Below are 16934 nucleotides of genomic sequence, written 5' to 3' on the forward strand. Positions count from 1 at the left end.
GGCGACCGCAACAGTTGCCACGGCCAGGAGAATCCAGAACTTGCGCATCGCTCCGTGTCTTCGTTCGACGGGCGGAAGGGGGCCCGTCGTCAACGCTCTGGACATGGCCTTCGAACGTGGTCCGGTACGGGCGATGTCGGGATCATTTCTTGGCAAATTTGGGCCGAGCCTACCCGAATGATGAACAAAATGACAGCTCCCTGTACGGGACTGGAACAGAATGCGATGGTTGTAAGAGGAGCCGTTCCCAATGTCCTAATAAGATGCCGCGTGCGGCCTATGCCGATATGTTCGGTCCCACGACCGGCGACTGCGTGCGGCTCGCCGATACCGAACTCTTCATTGAAGTGGAAAAGGACTTCACCACCTACGGCGAGGAGGTCAAGTTCGGCGGCGGAAAGGTGATCCGCGACGGCATGGGGCAGTCGCAGGTCATGCGTTCCGGCGGGGCTGTCGACATGGTCATCATCAATGCGCTGATCGTCGACCACTGGGGTATCGTCAAGGCCGATGTGGGCCTGAAGGATGGACGCATCGCGGGCATCGGCAAGGCGGGCAATCCGGATGTGCAGCTCGATGTCGACATCGTCATCGGCCCGGGCACGGAAGCGATTGCGGGCGAAGGCAAGATTCTGACCGCGGGCTGCATCGACTCCCACATTCACTTCATTTGTCCGCAGCAGATCGACGAGGCGCTCTATTCCGGCGTGACCACGATGATCGGCGGCAGCACGGGACCGGCACCAACGCCACGACGTGTACGCCCGGCTCCTTCCACATCGCGCGCATGATCCAGTTCGCCGATGCCTTCCCGATGAACTTTGCGTTCGCGGGCAAGGGCAATGCGGCGCTGCCCGCCGCATTTGAGGAACAGGTGCGCGCCAGTGCGACTGCGCTGAAACTGCACGAGGACTGGGGCACGACCCCGGCGGTGATCGATTGCTGCCTGTCGGTGGCGGATGCCTACGATGTGCAGGTGATGATCCATACCGACACGCTGAACGAATCCGGCTTCGTGGAGAACACGGTCGGCGCCTTCAAGGGCTGCACGATCCATGCTTTCCACACGGAAGGCGCCCGCGGTGGGCATGCGTCCGATATCCTGAAGGCGGTCAGTCAGCCGAACGTCATTCCGTCCTCAACCAACCCGACCCGACCTTACACGCGCAACACGATCGGCGAGCATATCGACATGCTGATGGTGTGCCACCATCTCGATTCATCGATTCCGGAAGACGTGGCCTTTGCCGAAAGCCGTATCCGCAAGGAGACGATTGCGGCGGAAGACATCCTGCACGACATGGGCGTGCGCTCCATCATTGCCTCCGACAGTCAGGCCATGGGCCGTGTCGGCGAAGTGGTGATCTGCACGCTGCAAACCGCGCACAAGATGAAGGGTGCAGCGCGGACGTCTGGCGGAGGAAACCGACGACAACGACAACCTTCGCGTCAAGCGGTACATCTCCAAGGTCACTATCAACCCGACGATCACGCACGGCATGGATGCGCATATCGGCTCGGTGGAGGTCGACAAGCTGGCCGATCTGGTGCTGTGGGATCCCGCCTTCTTCGGCGTGAAGCCCGACTTGGTGCTGAAGATGGGCACCATCGTCGCCGCGCTGATGGGCGATCCAAACGCCTCCATTCCGACACCGCAGCCGGTTCACTACCGGCCGATGTTCGGCGCCTTCGGCAAGTCGCTCGAGGCGTTTGCCGTCACCTTCGTCTCCAAGGCGGCCTACGAGGCGGGACTTGGTGCTGCGCTGGAACTGGGCAAGACGCTCTTGCCGGTGTCGAACACGCGCTCGGGCATCTCCAAGGCCTCAATGATCCACAATTCGGCGACCCCGCAGATCGAGGTCGATCCGGAAACCTACGAGGTGCGCTGCGACGGTGAGTTGATAACCTGCGAACCGGCGGACGTTCTGCCCATGGCGCAGCGTTATTTCCTTTTCTGACCTCTGATGACAGGATCGTGCCAATGACCTTTCTCATCGAGTTTGCCAGTGATTCGGCTCTTGGATGTCCGTGTTGCGATCCTTTCGCCTCGGCGCCGCAGGGATATGTCACGCGGGATAAGGAGGCGGTCGCGATCTATTTCGGAGACTGGACGCGCACGCCGGTGCCGTCTGCCGATCTGGTCGTCTCGATGGGGCAGTGGGATGCATTGTCGGGACCGAAGGACCGCCGCACCATCACCTTCCGTCTGACGTGGGGGGCGGACGGGCCGCAGGTCGATCTTGTCGATGCGGGCGCCTCGCGCTGGGCGGTCGTCGATTTCATCGGCGAAAAGCTGGACGAGGCGGCGGCCGGGCGCGATCCCGATCCTGAGGAGTTTCGCGCGATCATGCGTGCGGTCGCGACCGAGGATACCCGCGTGGCGGAGGCTCTTTCGAGCCCGGCGAGTTGTTCGCTGCGTCTCAGTCGTCGTCCGGACACGGTGCAGCGTTTTCACGCCGAGGCGGCGGAATGGCGGTGAGGCCCGGTTAGCCTGGCATGCGGATCGACAAGAACAGGGACAAGAAGATGATCCGGGCAACGGATGTACGCGAGGTCGGCTCGTGATCGGGCTCGGCGGCGGACAGGGTGGAGCTTGATTTCGACAATCGTCACCGCCGCCGCATGGCTATGACGGGCGCGGCGGGAACCGAGTTCCTGCTTGATCTGCCGAAGGCGGTGGCGCATCGCTCCGGCGATGCGCTGGAACTGGAGGACGGGCGACTGGTGGAAGTCGTCTCCACGCCGGAAGTGCTCGTGGAGATCACCGCCCATGACATGGGCCATCTAGTCAAGGTCGCGTGGCATCTGGGCAACCGTCACCTGCCGACCCAGCTTCTGGGCGACCGGCTCAGGATTCGGCACGATCATGTGATCGAGGACATGGTGGAAAAGCTCGGCGGCGGCGGCGCCCCCATCGATGCGCCGTTCGATCCGGAAGGCGGGGTCTATGGGCACGGCGCGGTTCACGGGCATGATCACGGGCACGGGCATGAACATGCGCATGATCACTCCCACGATGATGGGCATCATCATCATCATCATCACGGCGATCACGCCCATTCCCACGATTGAAGACACGGTTCATGAGTGACGAAAAAGGCGCGGAAGCGTCGTTCTATCGGCTGCTGGCCTGGATGTCGCCGTCGTTTCCGGTGAGCGCCTATACCTACAGCCACGGTCTGGAATGGGCCGTGGAGGAGGGAACTATCGCCGATGCGGCGTCGCTGACGGTCTGGGTGACGGGTGTGCTGCGTTACGGCTCGGGCCGGTCCAACGCGATCCTGCTGGCGCGGGCCTTTGACGCCTTTGTCGCCGCCGATCTGACCGCCTGCCGCGAGATCGCGGAGCTGTCCGTCGCGTTTTCAGCCCTCCAAGGAGCGGCATCTGGAGGCAACGGCGCAAGGGACGGCCTTCGTCACCGCACTTGAAGCGGCTTGGCCGACGCAGGAGCCTCAAGCCGTTGAATGGTTGGAGGCGCTGAAGGGCGCGGAAAGTGCAACGTGCATTGTGACCTGGAGCTATTGCGTTGCCGTCGGCATTCACTGCGCGGCGCATGGGGTCGATCGGGCGCAGGCGATTCCCGCCTATCTCCATGCGTTTGCGGCCAATCTCGTTTCCGCTGCGGTCCGGGCCGCCGTGCCGCTTGGCCAGAGCGACGGTCAGCGGGTGATTGCCGGGCTGGAGCCTGTCATCTCCGAAGTTTCCGCAGATGCCTTGAGCGCGTCGCTTGACGATCTCGACTCCGCGTCCTTTGCTGCGGATATCGCTTCCCAGCTTCACGAAACCCAATATACGAGGCTGTTTCGATCATGAGCTTTCTCAACGGTTCCTTGCGCATCGGTATCGGCGGGCCTGCTGATGGATGCCCTATGCAAGCGTCTGCGCGATATCTTTGAGATCGCGGCTATCACGAACGACATCTACACCAAGGAAGATGCGGAGTTCCTGACGCGCTCCGGCGCGCTGGAACCGGAACGCATTCGCGGCGTGGAGATGGGCGGCTGCCCGCACACCGCGATCCGCGAGGATGCTTCCATCAATCTGGCGGCGGTGGCGGAACTGAATGCCGCCTATCCCGATCTCGACATCATTCTGATTGAATCCGGCGGCGACAATCTCGCCGCGACCTTCTCGCTGGAACTGGCGGATCTGACGATTTACGTGATCGACGTCTCGGCGGGCGACAAGATCCCGCGCAAGGGCGGGCCGGGCATCACGCGCTCCGATCTTCTGGTGATCAACAAGACGGACCTCGCTCCGCTCGTCGGTGCCGATCTTTCCGTCATGGACCGCGATGCCAAGAAGATGCGCGCCAATCGGCCGTTAATCTTCGCCAACACCAAGGCGGGCGAGGGCGTGGAGGCCGTTGGTCGATTTCATTCTCGCCAAGGGTGGGTTGAAATCGGCGGCGTGAGGCCGGGGATGTTTGTGGTCGCGGGATTTTGCTATTGCCGCCCATCCTTCGAGACGCCGTCTTGCGACGGCTCCTCAGGATGACGTTGTATGTGTTGGTGATTTCTTGCGATTTAACAACATGATAATATCATCCTGAGGAGGCCCGCAGGGCCGTCTCGAAGGATGGGCCACAGCCTCGTTCTCTCCACCGTTATTGCCCGGCTTTGTCCAGGCAATCCATCGGGTAACGGCATATGCGGAGAGAGCTGGATCCCCCGGACTTCGCCGGGGATGACGGCGGGGAAATCCCTTTCGACGGCAAACCAGAAACGATGCTCGTCCGGCGATTGTTGCGCTGTGTGATAATTGAATGTTGTCTTCATCCAATTCCGGCATATCGTCAATAATGATAATAATTAAACGGGCGGAAAGGGCTTTCTACCAAAGTTGCTAAAGAGCGATATGGACGGAGTTTGCGCTGATAAGCATAATGCGCCCGACCAATCGTGCGCAAAAGGCGTGCGTGAAAGAAGCAATTGGGAGGTTGCCGATGTCCGATACCGTATTTCCGGTTCCCACTGACATTGCCGAAAACGCTCTGATCGACAAGGACTCCTAATAACGGCCTCTACAAGAAGTCGGTCGAGGATCCTGCCGGGTTCTGGGGGGAGCACGGCAAGCGGGTTGACTAGATCAAGCCTTACACCAAGGTCAAGAACACCTCCTACGATTACCACAACGTCTCCATCAAGTGGTTCGAGGACGGTACGCTCAACGTCTCGGCCAACTGCGTCGACCGGCACCTGGAAAAGCGCGGCGATCAGCCGGCGATCATCTGGGAAGGCGACGATCCGGCCGATCACAAGGTGATCACCTATCGCGAACTGCATGCACAGGTGAACAAGTTCGCCAACGTGCTGAAGGATTCGGGTGTCAAGAAGGGTGACCGGGTCACCATCTACCTGCCGATGATCCCGGAAGCGGCCTACGCGATGCTCGCCTGTGCGCGCATCGGTGTGATCCATTCCATCGTTTTCGGCGGCTTTTCGCCCGACAGCCTGGCGGGGGCCGTATCGAGGATTGCGAATCCACCCTAGTCGTGACCGCCGACGAGGGTCTTCGCGGCGAGCGCAAGGTGCCGCTCAAGGCGAACGTGGATGCGGCCTGCGATCGGCTTTCCGGCCATGAGCCGAAGGTGATCGTGGTGCGCCACACCGGCGGCGACTTCTCCATGAAGGACGGTCGGGACATCTGGTATCACGAGGCCGCCGACAAGGCCGCTGACTTCTGCGAGCCGGAGGAGATGAGCGCGGAGGATCCGCTGTTCATCCTCTACACGTCCGGTTCCACCGGCAAGCCGAAGGGCGTGCTGCATACCTCCGGCGGCTATCTCGTCTACGCTTCGATGACGCATCAATACGTTTTCGATTACCACGAGGGCGAGGTCTACTGGTGCACGGCCGGTGTGGGCTGGGTTGACCGGCCACAGTTACATTGTCTACGGGCCACTTGCCAACGGCGCCATCACGCTGATGTTCGAGGGCGTGCCGACCTATCCGGATACCTCGCGCTTCTGGCAGGTGATCGATAAGCACAACGTCAACATCTTCTACACCGTGCCCACCGCGATCCGTTCGCTGATGGGAGCGGGCGAGGAAATGGTCACCAAGACCTCGCGCAAGTCGCTCCGGATCCTCGGGTCGGTGGGCGAGCCGATTAATCCGGAAGCCTGGCTGTGGTATTACAACGTGGTCGGCGAGAAGCGCTGCCCGATCGTTGATACCTGGTGGCAGACGGAGACCGGCGGCGTCCTGATCACGCCGCTTCCTGGCGTCACCGATCTGAAGTCCGGATCCGCCACGCGGCCCTTCTTCGGCGTGCAGCCGGCGGTCGTGGATGCGGAAGGCAACGTTCTGGACGGGGCGACGGAAGGCAATCTGGTCATTCTGGACTCGTGGCCCGGTCAGATGCGCACGGTCTACGGCGATCACGAGCGCTTCGTGCAGACCTACTTCTCCACCTACAAGGGCATGTACTTCTCCGGCGATGGCTACTACTGGATCACCGGTCGCGTGGACGACGTGATCAACGTCTCCGGTCACCGCATGGGCACGGCGGAAGTGGAATCGGCGCTGGTCGCGCATCCGAAGGTGGCCGAGGCCGCCGTCGTCGGCTATCCGCACGATCTCAAGGGGCAGGGCATCTACGCCTATGTCACCTTGATGGAAGGCGAAGATCCGACGGACGAGCTGAAGAATGAACTGGTGACCTGGGTTCGCAAGGAGATCGATCCGATCGCCTCGCCGGATCTCATCCAGTTCTCGTCGGGCCTTCCGAAGACCCGCTCGGGCAAGATCATGCGCAAGATCGCCGAGGACAGCTTCGAGAACCTGGGCGATACTTCGACGCTCGCCGATCCCGGCGTCGTCGGCGATCTGATCGAGAACCGTCAGAACCGCGCCAGCGCCTGAGGGTCAAGCGGATTGAAATCGCGAAGGGCGTCGCTCTGTGGGCGGCGCCTTTTTCGTGCGTCGGTTCGATTGTTTGCTCGTTGTCCTCGCTCGGGGAGGGGCGTCCGATGGATTGCCCGGACTGTGCCGGGCAATGACGGCGGCGAGTGAGGAGGGGTCCCCGATATCGGGCGAGGCCGAAGCCGCCTATTTCGACAAGTAGAGCTTCTGGATGTCCTAGGCGTATTTCACGAAGGCGGATGTCAGAGCAGAGCTGGTCGTTGCCTGTGTGAAATTGTCGTCGCTGCTGGCGCAGCTCTTCATCGTGCTCGCGGCGGTGGAACTTGTGCTCGTCGACAGGAACACGGAGTAAATTCCAATTCCCTCGCCTGAATTGGCATCGGAGTCCTTTATCGCCTCACAGAGCTTGACTGCACGCTCGGCGGCAAACGTCGAGACATTCGATGTGCCCTGATACCAATGCTCTTCCGTCTCGTTGCTACTGGAGTCGCAGTTGGAATTTCCGTCGCCATCGCGACCATTCCAGTCTTGCCCGTTTCAGTCATCGCTGTTCCAGTCCCAGTCCCATGCTGTCTGATCGAAGCTGGCTTTCATGACGAGGTTCTTGTCGGTCTCGTAATTGAAATCGTCGAAATTCATGCCTTGGTTCTGGCAGCTGCTGTTTGTCGAGAAATCTGCCTTTTCATAGTATTTATTGAATTCGCCGTCCGTCATGATGATGACGTACTTGATCGTCTCTTCATCATTCATAGGAAAAATCTTCGGAATCCGTCGGCCACAACTCGCTCCAGTTCGGGGACAACGTGTACTATTCTCAGGCGATGTCTGTCTGACCGGCGGTCGAACCGTTGGTCGAAAGGTTGTTGATGGCCGTCAGCAGAGTCGATTTGTTGTTGGTGAGCGGGACGAGATAGCTCGACGGGCAATTTCCGGCACTCTGACTGTAGCCGTCCGGCAGATCGTCGTAATCCACGTTGGATCCGTTGCCGATCGGCTCAGTCTCGTAACTGGCGTCGGTATATTGTTCGTCGCCGGTGCGTTCGGTGGTGCATTTGCTGCTGTAATCATCGGTTGCCAGCAGCGCGTAGGATTCCTGAAGTCGCACGCCTTCGCTGTAGGGAATGATGGAGATGCGAACGCGGTCGCTTTCATCGCTTGTCATCAAGGTGTTAACGAGCGCCGTAGCCGCTGTCTTAAACGAGGCGATGCGCGTGGAACGGCTGCCGTCGCTACTGTTCATGACCCGGTCAGATCGAGAACCAGCGCGACTTCGAGATACTTATCGGAGTAACTCGCCTGGGAATTGACGGCGAGAGACATGGTATCGATGCCGAAGATGTTCATGAAGATCGTTTTCACCGAGCCACGGGCTGTGGCGGTGATGGTGCCGGCTGAATCATCGATGACGTCGTCGTCGTCGGCCAGTTCGTAGGTCGCTTCGTCGCCGAGCGCCAGTGTTGCCGTCTGGGGGAAGACGTTGATGATTTTTGTCTTGGTCTTGTCCGTGTCGGTGGAGCTTGAGAGGTAGCGTGTGCCGGCGAGCACTGCGCCGTCAAGCTCCTGCACCATGATCTCCTTGGTGTTGATCGCGCGCGAGTAGTCGATGCCTGCACCGACCATGCCGATGACCACGATGGCAGCGAGGCCCCAGACGATCGCGATGGCGCCGCCCGTGTCGCGCGAAAACCGCGCTAGAAAAGCTCTCATAGCTCCAACACAACGCCACATATGCACATCTCGCGAATTGGGACCGGTCGCCACAGGGCTGGCTGAGCGTGGCGACCGGTCGGAGTCGGCGTTGGCATCCGCCTGCATCCGGCGGTAGCCGACCGATATCGGGACAGCGCGCCCGGTATCCATTCCTCAAACGCACAAGGCGAGTCGGAACGGGCGCGTGAGTTACTCGGTTCGCGAACTCAACTGATATTACTTATGAATTCCCGCTCGGTTTCTGAACGAAGAGCTAAAATCCAATCCGCAATCCGAGCCATCTTGTCTCTCAACATCTTTTCGTCTCGTTAAATTCGACAAGAAAACCGGACAAGTGCGGGCATTGGTAAATGAGAAGTTGCCGCTCCGCATCGTTCTCGCACCGCCATTGGCACAAATTGGGACAGTGGGCATGCAACTGAGCGCATGCATGCACTTTCGCTGCTGGCGAGAGCCGGCTTCGCGTCATGAACCGCGGAAACGGGCTGTTTTACGGCTCCAGTTCGGTGTCCCAATACAGGAAATCGAGCCAGCTTTCATGCCGGTAATTGGGGGGGGGGGGGAAGAAGCGGCCGTTCTGGTGCAGGTCCTGAACGGTGGGCCGGAAGGGCATATGCGCGGGGAACATGCCGATCTCGCGGCACGATTTGTGGGATTTGCGCAGATTGCAGGGGGGAGCAGGCGGTGATGACGTTTTCCCAGGTGGTTTGCCCGCCGCGGCAGCGGGGAATGAGATGACCGAAGGTCAGATCATCGCGCGAGCCGCAATATTGGCATTGGAAGCGATCGCGCAGGAAAACGTTGAAACGGATGAAGGCAGGGTGTCGGTTGGGACAAATACAGGTTTCCAGCGAGACGACACTGGGTAAGCGCATCTCGAAGCTGGGACTTCGGATGGAGGTTTCGTATTCGCAGACGATGTTGAACCGATCGAGAAACAGCGCCTTGATCGCATCCTGCCAGGCCCAGAGCGACAATTGATAGTAGCTCAGGGGTCGGTAGTTCGCGTTGAGCACGAGAACCGGATGGGTCCCCGTCGGCACCGCGATAGTCACACCCACGCTCCTTTTTCCGGTATAAGCCGCCTTAAAGGCGCGGACATAGTGTAAAGCGTGCATGACGCTGTTGTGAAGCCGTAAGCGTGACGCAGCGTCGCGCCGATGCGGATTCGGTTACCGCGGTCTTGGTGCTTGAAAACTTAACAGAATCTTAATCGCAAAAAGGGGACGCACGGCGACGTCATCCCCGTCAACAAAGTACGGGCGCCCGTTGAAGATGTCTTTCGCGTCGAAGATACGCGAATCAGGCGTTCTGCCACTCGCGCACGTCGATGAAATGGTCGGTGATCGCAGCGGCCGCCGCCATTGCGGGCGAGACCAGATGGGTGCGGCCCTTGAAGCCCTGACGGCCCTCGAAGTTGCGGTTCGAGGTGGAGGCGCAGCGCTCGCCCGGAGCGAGCTTGTCGGCGTTCATCGCCAGGCACATGGAGTGGCCCGGCTCGCGCCATTCGAACCCGGCCTCCAGGAAGATCTTGTCCAGACCTGATGTCGGTCATCTTGGTATCCGGCGTCAGGCCCATATATTCCAGCGCGCGGTGCTTGGAGGCGCGACGGCCTTCGTCCTGGATGTTGTCCGGGTTCGGCACTACGCCGGTGATGGAGACGACGTCCTCCGGCGAGGAGCCCCAGGTGACGGTCGGCGGCAGATTGGCCACGTCCAGATGGACCTCGCGGTCGAAATGGGCGTCCGGATCGGAATAAAGCGTCTGCCAGTAGGACTTGGCCATCTCCCAGGCGTCACCCGTGGGCGCCTTCGGTCGACCCTGGATGTAGGCGGAGGTCTTCTCGTCCGGCGTGATCAGTCCGGCGCGGGCACCTGCCTCGATCGACATGTTGCAGACGGTCATGCGGCCTTCCATGGAAAGCGCGCGGATGGCTTCGCCCGCATATTCTATGACGTGACCGGTGCCGCCGGCAGTGCCGGTCTCACCGATGATCGCCAGGATGATGTCCTTCGCGGTCACGCCTTCGGGCAGTTTGCCGTCGACGGTGATCCGCATGTTCTTGGCTTTTTTCTGGATCAGCGTCTGGGTGGCCAGCACGTGCTCCACTTCCGAGGTGCCGATACCGTGGGCGAGAACCCCCAAAGCGTCGTGGGTGGAGGTGTGGCTGTCGCCGCACACGATGGTCATGCCGGGCAGGGTGAAGCTCTGCTCGGGGCCGAAGATGTGGACGATGCCCTGGCGCTTGTCGGCCTCCGAGTAGTACTCGACGCCGAATTCCTTGGCGCTGTCGGCGAGCGTTTGAACGTGCAGCGCGGATTCGGGGTCGTCGATGCCGTGCGAACGGTCGGTGGTCGGCACGTTGTGGTCGATGACCGCCAGCGTGCGGTCCGGCGCATGCACGGGGCGGTGCGCTATGTGCAGGCCCTCGGAGGCCTGCGGCGAGGTCACTTCATGTGGACGAGGTGCTGGTCGATATACAGGAGGCCGGTTCCGGCCTCCTGTATATCGACCAGATGGTCGTCCCGGATTTTGTCATACAGCATTTTGGCTTCAGTCATCGGTCTTTCTCTCCCGGAAAATTCGGATACATGACATCTCGGCACCGTCGGCCGGGCGACAGCGCTCTTTCCAAGGCGCGCGCTCGGCGAGGTGCTCAGCCGATAAGGATGTCGTTGGATACGTTGAGCAGCGCGTGAAAGCGCCACGGCAGTCGGGCATGGTCGTGGAACAGGGCGAAGGCGATCGGCGCATGCACGCCGGTAGCTGCGCAATCGCTCGCGCGCTCCGCTTTCAAGCTCTCTGTTCCGTACCTGCTCATTGAACCAACCCGATCATGCAATACTGGCGGGCAATATGACGGCCCGGCGTCGCCGTTTCAAGGATTTCCGCCGCCGCGAGAAGAGGTGCGGCGAAAATGAAGTTTCCCGATCTCACGTGAATCCGACGAAAAACGCCCGCGCCTCCGGGGAGGGCGGGCGTTTTCCTGAATTTGCCTCGGCGTGAGAGCCGTGTACTTATTCCGCGCTCGCCTCGGCGGCGGCAGCTTCCTGAGCGGCCTTCTTCTCGGCTTCGGCAGCGGCCTTGGCCTCGATGGTGGCCTGGCGCTCCTCCTCGTTCAGGCGCTTTGCGCGAACGTTGGAGGCTTCCGCGATACGCGCGGACTTACCGCGACGGCCACGCAGGTAGTAGAGCTTGGCGCGGCGGACCTTACCGCGGCGGACAACCTCGACACCCTCGACCAGCGGGGAATACATGGGGAAGACACGCTCGACGCCTTCGCCATAGGAAATCTTGCGAACCGTGAAGTTCTCGTGCCGGCTGGAACCGGCGCGGGCGATGCACACACCTTCATAGGCTTGGGTACGGGTGCGCGTACCTTCGGTAACGAGCACATTCACGCGGATCGTGTCGCCGGGGGAAAACGGCGGAATCTGCCGCTGCTCGGCGATCTTCGCCATCTGCTCGGTTTCGAGCTCTTCAATGATGTTCATGACAAATATCTCATTCTTCGTGTCACGATAACAGCCCCCAACGTGGCACGCACGGCGGGGCTCAGGCCGCTCCCATACAGGACATCGCCGCGGAAGTCATGCGGTTTCTGGCCGGATGCCGCGGTTTTTGATAGGTGCGGATCGGGGAGGGCACTGACGCTGCAGCGAGGCGCGAAAAAGGGGGCACGTGGGCGGTGTGGAAGGCAGTGTGGATGCCCATCCTTCGATATGCCCGCACTCGCGTCGTTCCGTTCGTATGAAACCCGCGCCGTTCACCTCACTCTCCTGCGTCATTGCCCGGCTTCGTCCGGGCAATCCATAGTTCGGTCGTGCGGAGAGTGCTGGATCCCCCGGACGGAGCCTGTGCCCGCGAAGGCGGGTGCCGGGGGATGACGGTTGAGAGAGCGGTGCCTTGTCCGGAAGCGCGCCTTTCAGCGCTCGCCGTTTTTCTTGCCCGCCGCGCAATAGGCTTCCCACAGGTCCGGCCGGCGTTCCTTCGTCAGTTCTTCCGCCTGATCCCGGCGCCACTGGTCGATCTTGCCGTGATTGCCGGAGGTCAGGATTTCCGGGATCTCCCGGCCTTCCCATTCCTGCGGGTGGGTGTAGTGCGGGTGTTCCAGAAGACCGGTCTCGAAGCTTTCCGTCTCGCCCGATTCCGCATTGCCCATCACGCCGGGCAACAGGCGGACGACGGCGTCGATGAGCACCATGGCGGCGAGTTCTCCGCCGGAGAGCACATAGTCGCCGATGGACACCTCTTCGAGGCCGCGTGCCTCGATCACCCGTTGGTCGACGCCTTCGAACCGGCCGCACAGGATCAGCGCGCCGTCGTCCGCGCTCAAGCTTCGCACGCGGGCCTGATCGAGCGGACGGCCGCGTGGGCTCATGAGGAGGCGCGGACGGGTGTCGCCGGGCGTTGAGGTCGCATCGATGACCGCGGCGACGATATCGGGCTTCAGCACCATGCCTGCGCCGCCGCCCGCTGGGGTGTCGTCGACGGTACGGTGTCGGTCGGTGGTGACATCGCGGATGTTGCGGGCCTCAAGGCTCCAGTCGCCGCGCTCCAGCGCACGACCGGCCAGCGAGAGGTCGAGGGGGCCGGGGAACATTTCCGGATAGAGGGTGAGAACGGTTGCGTGGAACATGGGTGTCACACCGGCTCGCCTTCGCCCGCCTCGAACCGGCGGATGTCGCGCTCAAAAGCGCCGAGTTCGGCAAGAACCTCGCGGCAGACGCGCATGTGCGGCGTCTCGAAATGGTGGGCGAGCGCATCGCCGCTCTCCCATTCCTCGTAGACTCGGATGAGCGCGGCATCGCCTGCATCGTGGGCGTAGGAATAGACGCGGCAACCGGGTTCCGCCCGGGGCGCCTCAAGCATGGCGATCGCGTGCGGGCGCCAGGCTTCAATCGCATCGGAAAGAATGCGGAACGTGCCGGAGACGATGACCGTGCGGCTCATGTCGCTTATCCTTCTTCCTTGCGGCGCTCTTCATTGCCATCCTCGGAAGGGAAGACGCCCTCGGGCGGGTCGGCAACGATGCGGCCGCCGGCAATGTCGATTTCTGGCACGGCCTTGCGGGTGAACGGCAGGTAGAATGTCGTGGCTCCCTTCGGCGAGATTTCCAGCATGTCGCCGGCGCCGAAATTGGGGATGGAGCGGACAATGCCGAGTTCCTCGCCCTGAGTATCGAAGACGGGTAGGCCGACCAGGTCGGCGTGGTAGAAATCGTCCTCGTCGTCGGGCTCGAGCAGGCGCTCACGCGGCACGTAGAGTCTGGTGCGGGTCAACGCCTCGGCGGCGTTGCGGTCGCGGATGCCCTTGAAGCGCACGATCAGCATGTGCTTTTGCTGCCGTAACGCCTCGATCTCGAAGGTGCGGCTGCCGTCTTCCGTCTCCAGCGGACCGTAGGTGCCAAGCGCCATCGGGTCATCGCCGTGCGGTTTGACCCGGACTTCGCCCCTGATGCCGTGGGCGGCGCCGATTTCAGCCATCAGGACGCGGTCGGAAGAAGCCATCGGCTTTTGAAATTCTCAAGGTATTGATCCGGAGCGATTTCTTGTCGCTCAGACGATTCCGTCCGAACGGAAAGCGCTCTACAGGCAACAATGCCCGCGCCGGTACTCCCGGGCGCGGGCGCCGTCTCAAATCGTGCGGGAAGAAAGAGCCGCTCAGTTGGCGGCAGCTTCCTCGCCACCCTCTTCGGCCGGAGCCGCAGCCGCTTCGGCTGCTGCCGCAGCCGCGTCTTCCTCGGCCTGGCGCTTGGCGTCCAGATGCTCCTGCGCCTTCTTGCTCGGCAGAGCTTTCTTCGGGTTGTTGCGCGGTTTACGCTTGGCGAGACCGGCGGCATCGAGGAAGCGCAGGACGCGATCGGTCGGCTGGGCGCCGTGCGACAGCAAATGCTGGATGCGGTCAGTGTCGAGCGTCACGCGCTCCGGGGAATCCTTCGGCAGCAGCGGGTTGTAGCTGCCGACCTTCTCCAGGAAGCGGCCGTCGCGCGGGGAGCGCGCATCGGCGATGACAATGCGGTAGTAGGGGCGATTCTTGGTGCCGCCACGGGCCAGACGAATCTTGAGAGCCATTGATCTTCAGTTCTTCTTGAGAGCGTATTCGGTTTGTGTTCGCTATGCTGCCTAACCGACCTGCCTTTTGACGGTGCGGGCCGGAATTCCTTGGAGACATCCGCCTTTCGGATGTTTCGTTACTTCTTCTTGCCCATGCGGGGCAGTCCGGGAAACTTCGGGCCGCCAAGTCCGGGCAGTCCGCCGCCGGGCATGCCGGGCAGACCACCGGGGGGAAGGCTCGGCATGCCGCCGCCACCCATCAATCCGCCGAGGGCGCCCATCATGCCGCCCTTCTTCTTGCCCATGGCCTTCATCATGTCGGCCATCTGGCGATGCATCTTGAGAAGCTTGTTGACGTCCTGCACCTGGGTGCCGGAGCCGGCGGCGATGCGCTTCTTGCGGCTGGCGTTCAATAGCTTGGGCGCGCGGCGCTCTTTCTTCGTCATGGACGAAATGATGGCGCGCTGGCGCTTGAGAACGCTGTCGTCGAGGTTGGCAGCCTCGAGCTTCTTCTTCATCTTGCCGATGCCGGGCAGCATGCCGAGCATGCCGGACATGCCGGACATGCCGCCGAGCTTTTCCATCTGCTGAAGCTGTTCGGAAAGGTCGTCGAGGTCGAACTCGCCCTTCTTGAACTTCTTCGCCATCTTCGCGGCCTGTTCCGCGTCGATGGCCTCAGATGCTTTTTCGACGAGCGAGACGATGTCGCCCATGCCGAGAATGCGGTCGGCGATGCGCGAGGGATGGAATTCCTCAAGCGCGTCCGATTTTTCGCCCGTACTGATCAGCTTGATCGGCTTGCCGGTGACCGCGCGCATGGAAAGTGCTGCGCCGCCGCGGCCGTCACCGTCCATACGGGTCAGCACGATGCCGGAAATGCCGACGCGCTCATCGAAGCTCTTGGCCAGATTGACCGCGTCCTGACCGGTCAGGCTGTCGGCCACCAGTAGGATTTCGTGCGGCTTGGCGATCTGCCTGATCTCGGCCATCTCCACCATCAACGATTCGTCGATGTGGGTACGGCCTGCGGTATCGAGGATGACCACGTCGTAGTCGCCGAGGCGGGCTGCGGTTTCCGCGCGCCTGGCGATCTCAGTCGGAGACTGTCCGGCGACGATCGGCAGCGTGTCGATGCCGGTCTGCTCGCCCAGAACCTTCAACTGCTCCTGGGCGGCGGGGCGGCGGGTGTCGAGGGAGGCCATGAACACCTTGCGCTTGTCGCGGTTGGTGAGACGAAGTGCGATCTTGCCCGAGGTGGTCGTCTTACCGGAGCCCTGCAGGCCGACCATCATGATGGCGACGGGGGCCGGGGCGTTGAGATCGATGGGCTCGCCTTCCGAGCCCAGCATCTCCACGAGCTGATCGTGGACGATCTTCACGACCATCTGGCCCGGCGTGACCGATTTCACGACCTCGTGGCCGATGGCGCGGTTTCGGACCTTGTCGGTAAAGGAGCGGACCACGTCGAGGGAGACGTCTGCCTCGATCAGCGCACGGCGAACCTCGCGCAGCGCCGCAGTTACGTCCGCGTCGCTCAGCGCGCCGCGCCGGGTGAGTGAGTCCAGAATGCCACTTAGGCGGTCCGACAGGCTTTCGAACATGTCCGTTCCAGGTCTTTATCTCTCGCCATCTCTCGCCGGTAGGCCCGCACGCTTCGAAGCTGCTGGCATTCCGGCCGTTTCGGGAAAGGGCGTAAGGCCGCTTCCCCGAATGTAGTCCTCAATGGATATCCCGCAACCTGCAATATCGTCGCCTGGTTCCGGCTGCCGCGAAGCCTTTTGAAAAGGCGTCGGTGGCGCGAACGCATACGACGAGACCATCCGCGGGCAAACCTCGCTGGCGGATGGTGACCCCCGGGCTCTCTTTACACCTTAACGGGGCTCGGATTGTCGATCTCTCCATGTGAGGAGTGGCGGCAACCTAAGCGGAGCGTCGGCGCGAGTCAAGCAGTGCCGAACGGCGGATTCCCTTACGTCTGCGACGAACGGAACATCGATAAAAATTCGTATGCAAACGAGGTAAGTAACAAATCAAGATCGGTAATACTTCTTAAGGTTCTTGTCTCATGATTCGACTTGAACGGCTCGTGTGTGTGGCCGCGCAGCTTGCTCGTTCGCCGACTTTGACTTCGGTTAAAGGCATGAATCGTTTTCATGTAACCGCACTCGGTCCGCGTAGAATTTGGGCCGGGTTGCCGTGAAGCAGTAGGCTTGTTCGATGTCGCTCGTCGTAATTGTGGACGATCAACCGACCAACCGACAGATCTTCACCTGCATATCCTCCTCGATCGAGGAGGATATG

At 61.4% G+C, this 16934-nt stretch carries 14 protein-coding genes and 6 pseudogenes; 7 read left to right on the forward strand and 13 right to left on the reverse strand.

Features of this window, described 5'->3' with window-relative positions; all coding sequences use genetic code 11:
• Window positions 1-263: 263 nt before the first annotated feature.
• The 7 genes and pseudogenes from ureC to acs all read left to right on the forward strand — a co-directional run bounded on the left by ureC (window position 264) and on the right by acs (window position 6866).
• A pseudogene (gene ureC / locus QNJ43_RS13540) lies at window positions 264-1958 on the forward strand (urease subunit alpha).
• 23 nt (window positions 1959-1981) lie between these two features.
• Window positions 1982-2479, forward strand: coding sequence for a hypothetical protein (locus QNJ43_RS13545; protein ID WP_300470795.1), 498 nt, complete (start codon window positions 1982-1984; stop codon window positions 2477-2479).
• Window positions 2480-2526: 47 nt separating this feature from the next.
• Window positions 2527-3072, forward strand: a pseudogene (locus tag QNJ43_RS13550) (urease accessory protein UreE).
• An 11-nt stretch (window positions 3073-3083) separates the two neighbouring features.
• The gene (locus QNJ43_RS27205) at window positions 3084-3428 is read left to right on the forward strand and encodes an urease accessory UreF family protein (RefSeq protein WP_346432982.1); all 345 of its coding nucleotides are present in this window, start codon (window positions 3084-3086) and stop codon (window positions 3426-3428) included.
• On the forward strand, window positions 3385-3813 hold the full coding sequence (locus QNJ43_RS27210; RefSeq protein ID WP_346432984.1) for an urease accessory UreF family protein: 429 nt from the start codon (window positions 3385-3387) through the stop codon (window positions 3811-3813). Before QNJ43_RS27205 ends, QNJ43_RS27210 begins: the two co-directional genes overlap by 44 nt.
• A pseudogene (ureG, locus tag QNJ43_RS13560) lies at window positions 3810-4497 on the forward strand (urease accessory protein UreG). The gene QNJ43_RS27210 and the pseudogene ureG overlap by 4 nt, the downstream one beginning before the upstream one ends.
• A 448-nt stretch (window positions 4498-4945) precedes the next feature.
• Window positions 4946-6866 (forward strand): annotated as a pseudogene (acs, locus tag QNJ43_RS13565) (acetate--CoA ligase).
• A gap of 216 nt (window positions 6867-7082) precedes the next feature.
• Here the strand turns inward: acs and QNJ43_RS13570 are convergent.
• From QNJ43_RS13570 to ffh, 13 genes and pseudogenes are all read right to left on the reverse strand, one after another.
• The gene (locus QNJ43_RS13570; RefSeq protein WP_300470798.1) at window positions 7083-7211 is read right to left on the reverse strand and encodes a hypothetical protein; all 129 of its coding nucleotides are present in this window, start codon (window positions 7209-7211) and stop codon (window positions 7083-7085) included.
• 192 nt (window positions 7212-7403) lie between these two features.
• Window positions 7404-7616 (reverse strand): hypothetical protein, encoded by a 213-nt coding sequence (locus tag QNJ43_RS13575; RefSeq protein WP_300470800.1) that lies wholly within the window; start codon window positions 7614-7616, stop codon window positions 7404-7406.
• Between the two features lie 64 nt (window positions 7617-7680).
• Entirely contained in the window at window positions 7681-8028 is a 348-nt protein-coding gene (locus QNJ43_RS13580) for a hypothetical protein (protein WP_300470802.1), read from the reverse strand.
• 74 nt (window positions 8029-8102) lie between these two features.
• Window positions 8103-8573, reverse strand: coding sequence for a pilus assembly protein (locus QNJ43_RS13585; protein WP_300470804.1), 471 nt, complete (start codon window positions 8571-8573; stop codon window positions 8103-8105).
• Window positions 8574-9066: 493 nt separating this feature from the next.
• Window positions 9067-9694 (reverse strand): annotated as a pseudogene (locus QNJ43_RS13590) (HNH endonuclease).
• Window positions 9695-9878: 184 nt separating this feature from the next.
• Window positions 9879-11138: pseudogene (locus QNJ43_RS13595) on the reverse strand (3-isopropylmalate dehydratase large subunit).
• Between the two features lie 95 nt (window positions 11139-11233).
• Window positions 11234-11374 carry a hypothetical protein gene (locus QNJ43_RS13600; RefSeq protein WP_300470805.1) on the reverse strand — a complete coding sequence of 47 codons (141 nt, stop codon included), beginning with the start codon at window positions 11372-11374 and terminating at the stop codon, window positions 11234-11236.
• Window positions 11375-11594: 220 nt separating this feature from the next.
• Window positions 11595-12071 (reverse strand): 50S ribosomal protein L19, encoded by a 477-nt coding sequence (gene rplS / locus QNJ43_RS13605; protein WP_300470807.1) that lies wholly within the window; start codon window positions 12069-12071, stop codon window positions 11595-11597.
• A gap of 431 nt (window positions 12072-12502) precedes the next feature.
• Window positions 12503-13216, reverse strand: a complete 714-nt coding sequence (trmD, locus tag QNJ43_RS13610; protein ID WP_300470809.1) for a tRNA (guanosine(37)-N1)-methyltransferase TrmD — start codon at window positions 13214-13216, stop codon at window positions 12503-12505.
• 5 nt (window positions 13217-13221) lie between these two features.
• The gene (locus tag QNJ43_RS13615) at window positions 13222-13530 is read right to left on the reverse strand and encodes a putative quinol monooxygenase (protein WP_300470810.1); all 309 of its coding nucleotides are present in this window, start codon (window positions 13528-13530) and stop codon (window positions 13222-13224) included.
• A 5-nt stretch (window positions 13531-13535) separates the two neighbouring features.
• Window positions 13536-14087, reverse strand: a complete 552-nt coding sequence (gene rimM / locus QNJ43_RS13620) for a ribosome maturation factor RimM (protein WP_300470812.1) — start codon at window positions 14085-14087, stop codon at window positions 13536-13538.
• A gap of 153 nt (window positions 14088-14240) precedes the next feature.
• Window positions 14241-14651 (reverse strand): 30S ribosomal protein S16, encoded by a 411-nt coding sequence (gene rpsP / locus QNJ43_RS13625; protein WP_300470815.1) that lies wholly within the window; start codon window positions 14649-14651, stop codon window positions 14241-14243.
• Between the two features lie 119 nt (window positions 14652-14770).
• Window positions 14771-16234 carry a signal recognition particle protein gene (gene ffh, locus QNJ43_RS13630; protein WP_300470817.1) on the reverse strand — a complete coding sequence of 488 codons (1464 nt, stop codon included), beginning with the start codon at window positions 16232-16234 and terminating at the stop codon, window positions 14771-14773.
• Between the last annotated feature and the right edge of the window lie 700 nt (window positions 16235-16934).

This window comes from Breoghania sp. (assembly GCF_030066895.1).
Taxonomy (GTDB): Bacteria; Pseudomonadota; Alphaproteobacteria; order Rhizobiales; family Stappiaceae; genus Breoghania.